Below are 2,918 nucleotides of genomic sequence, written 5' to 3'. Positions count from 1 at the left end.
CGGCAGCCCCGGAAACAGCGGCAGCGGGAACAACGGCAGTCGCGGGCACACCGGTGGCCGGCGACCAGGAGACCGCGTCCGTGCTCGCGCACGCCGCGGACGGCGGGCGGATCACCGCCGACGAGGCGCTGCTGCTGTACACCAGGGCGCCGCTGCACGCGCTCGGACGGGCCGCCGACGCCGTCCGCCGCCGCCGCTTCCCGGACGACATCGTCACCTACATCATCGACAGGAACATCAACTACACGAACGTGTGCGTGACCGCCTGCCGGTTCTGCGCGTTCTACCGGGCGCCCGGCCACAAGGAGGGCTGGGTCCGCGACGTCGACGACATCCTCGCCAGATGCGGCGAGGCCGTCGAGCTGGGCGCGACCCAGATCATGCTCCAGGGCGGCCACCATCCCGGCTTCGGTATCGAGTGGTACGAGAACACCTTCGCCGCGATCAAGCGGGCCTACCCGCGGCTGGCCCTGCACTCGCTGGGCGCCAGCGAGGTCGTCCACATCGCCCGGACGTCCGGGCTGAGCTTCTCCGAGGTCATTGTCCGGCTGCGGGACGCCGGGCTCGACAGCTTCGCCGGCGCGGGCGCGGAGATCCTCACCGAGCGTCCCCGGCACGCGATCGCCCCGCTGAAGGAGCCCGGGCACGTGTGGCTGTCGGTGATGGAGACCGCCCACGGCCTCGGCCTCGAGTCGACCGCGACGTTCATGATGGGCACCGGGGAGACCAACGCCGAGCGCATCGAGCACCTGCGGATGATCCGTGACGTGCAGGACCGCACCGGTGGCTTCCGGTCGTTCATCCCGTGGACCTACCAGCCGGAGAACAACCACCTGCGCGGACGCACGCAGGCGTCGACCATCGAGTACCTGCGGCTGGTGGCGGTGGCCCGGCTGTTCTTCGACAACATCGCGCACCTGCAGGGCTCGTGGCTGACGACCGGCAAGGAGGTCGGCCAGCTCACCCTGCACATGGGCGCGGACGATCTGGGCTCGGTCATGCTGGAGGAGAACGTGGTCTCCTCGGCCGGCGCCCGGCACCGGACCAACCGGAGCGAGCTCATCCATCTCATCCGCGCGGCCGACCGGATCCCGGCGCAGCGCGACACCCTCTACCGGCACCTGGCCGTGCACCGCGATCCCGCACAGGACCCCGTGGACGACCGGGTGGCCTCGCACTTCTCCTCGACCGCCCTGCCGATCGTCGCCACCACATAGGCCGTCCCGCGGACGACAGGCCGTCCCGGACGACTAGAGCGCCGGCCAGGTAGCCATACGTATCCCTCCTGAACGGTGGCATGCTTCGATGGACGTCGGCCACCGGAGAAGATCGGCGTAATTTTGTCGTTGTGTACGCTTTTGCGGCCAAAAAGCGTACACAACGACAAACTCTTCTGGATCATGGCCTGTGCGGGTGGTCGTGGATGGGATCCGCGCGCTACTTGACCGGCGCTCTGGGCCGTCCCGAACGGGCAGTTCCCGAACGAAGCATCCCCGAGCCGGGCCGGGCCGAGCCGAGCCGGGCCGAGCCGGGCCGGACGGACCGTCCACCGAGCGGCTGGGAGAGCACGCGAGAGGACGGTGGCGTGCCCCGTGCCCCGTGCCCCGTGCCCCGTGCCCCGCGGCCCGCGCGCCCGCGGTTCCGGAGGTCACGGCTCCGTTCGCGGGCCCGCTCCCGGCGCCTGGCGGGGCGGGGGGATGGTGGCTGTCCGCGCACCTGGGCGGGAGGGGGCGGCTAGCCTGTCGGAGTGACCGCGCCCGCTGGCCCGCCTACCGGGCCGCCCACCGGACCGAAGATCGAACTGCATGTTCACCTGGAGGGCACGGTCCGTCCGGCGACCCTGCTGGCGATGGCCCGGCGTAACGGGCAGGCGCTGCCGGCCACGACGGTCGAGGAGCTCACCGAGCTGTACCGCTTCCGGGACTTCGACCACTTCATCGAGGTCTGGGTCCTCACCACACATGTGATGCGCACCGCCGAGGACTTCCGCCAGGTCGTCGTCGACTACGCCGCCGAGGCATCCGCGCACGGCGCGGTCTACGTGGAGGGGATCTTCTCCCCGTGGTTCCGCGTCCGGCGCGGGATCTCCTGGGAGGAGATCTTCAACGGCTACGCCGACGGGGTGGCCGAGGCCCGCGAACGGTTCGGCCTGCCCATGGGCCTCACTCCCGACATCGACCGTGTCCTGCCGCCGGAGGAGGCCTGCGAGGTGGCCCGCCAGGCGGTCCGGTTCCGCGACCGGGGGATCGTCGGCCTGGGGCTGGGCGGACCGGAGGCCGGCCACCCGCCCGAACCGTACGCGCGGGCGTTCGCCATCGCCGCCGACGGCGGGCTGGCCGCCGTCCCGCACGCGGGGGAGAGCGGCGGGCCGGCCTCGATCCGCGGCGCGTTGGACGCCCTGGGCGCGCGCCGCATCCGGCACGGCATCCGAGCCCTGGACGATCCCGGCCTCGTAGCCGATCTTGTCGAGCGGGATGTCGTCCTGGACGTCTGCCCGGTGTCCAACCTGCGGACGCGCTCAGCGGCGGATCTTGCCGGGCATCCGCTGCCCGCGCTGGTCGAGGCGGGGGTGCGCTGCTCGCTGGCCACCGACGACCCGGCTATGTTCGACACCGATCTCGGCCGTGAGCACGCGGTGGCCGCGGCACTGGGCGTGTCCGCCCGTGGCCTGTACGAGGCCGGCGTCGCCGGCGCGCTGTGCGACGACGCGACGCGGCAGCGGCTGGCGGCGATCGGCACCGGCACCGACTGGGACGCCGTGCGGGCGGCGCTGGCCACGGCCGCCCGCACGGATCCGCTGGCTGCCGGTATCGCCGCGGCCGCCTCCTTCCCGCCCGCCACCGCGGCCGTGCCGGCGGCCGTGCCGAGCTCTGGGCCCGTCGGCGGTGCCGGAACCGCGACGGTGCCGCGGTGAGCTC

Annotated in this window: 2 protein-coding genes; both read left to right on the top strand. The window is 72.7% G+C overall.

Features of this window, described 5'->3' with window-relative positions:
* Positions 1-53: 53 nt before the first annotated feature.
* Complete coding sequence (mqnC, locus tag NBW84_RS08150) at positions 54-1,217, top strand: cyclic dehypoxanthinyl futalosine synthase (protein WP_250283276.1); 1,164 nt, start codon at positions 54-56, stop codon at positions 1,215-1,217.
* Positions 1,218-1,747: 530 nt separating this feature from the next.
* The gene (gene add / locus NBW84_RS08145; RefSeq protein ID WP_250283250.1) at positions 1,748-2,914 is read left to right on the top strand and encodes an adenosine deaminase; all 1,167 of its coding nucleotides are present in this window, start codon (positions 1,748-1,750) and stop codon (positions 2,912-2,914) included.
* The last annotated feature ends 4 nt before the right edge of the window (positions 2,915-2,918 follow it).

The organism is Protofrankia sp. CiP1_Cm_nod2, from assembly GCF_920664355.1.
Classification (GTDB): domain Bacteria; phylum Actinomycetota; class Actinomycetes; order Frankiales; family Frankiaceae; genus Protofrankia.
The sequence above is the reverse complement of the archived record's forward strand: the minus strand, read 5'-3'. Positions and strand labels throughout refer to the sequence as shown.